Raw genomic sequence first — 263 nt, forward strand, 5'->3', positions numbered from 1 at the left:
GTGAAGGTGCGGTAACACGCACTGGAGGCCCGAACCCACGTCTGTTGAAAAAGGCGGGGATGAGCTGGGGGTAGCGGAGAAATTCCAATCGAACTCGGAGATAGCTGGTTCTCCCCGAAATAGCTTTAGGGCTAGCCTCGGAAAGAGACTCGCGGAGGTAGAGCACTGATTGGGTGCGGGGCCCGCCAAGGGTTACCAAGTCCAGTCAAACTCCGAATGCCGCAGAGTTATATCCGGGAGTCAGACCATGAGTGCTAAGATCC

The 263-nt window shown here is 56.3% G+C and carries 1 rRNA gene (cut by a window edge); it reads left to right on the forward strand.

What is annotated here, in order from left to right:
• Positions 1 to 263: ribosomal RNA gene (locus FE781_RS17290) — 23S ribosomal RNA — on the forward strand; its annotated part reaches 655 nt to the left of the window's first position; the annotation flags it as partial.

Source organism: Paenibacillus thermoaerophilus, assembly GCF_005938195.1.
GTDB classification, from domain to species: Bacteria; Bacillota; Bacilli; order Paenibacillales; family Reconciliibacillaceae; genus Paenibacillus_W; species Paenibacillus_W thermoaerophilus.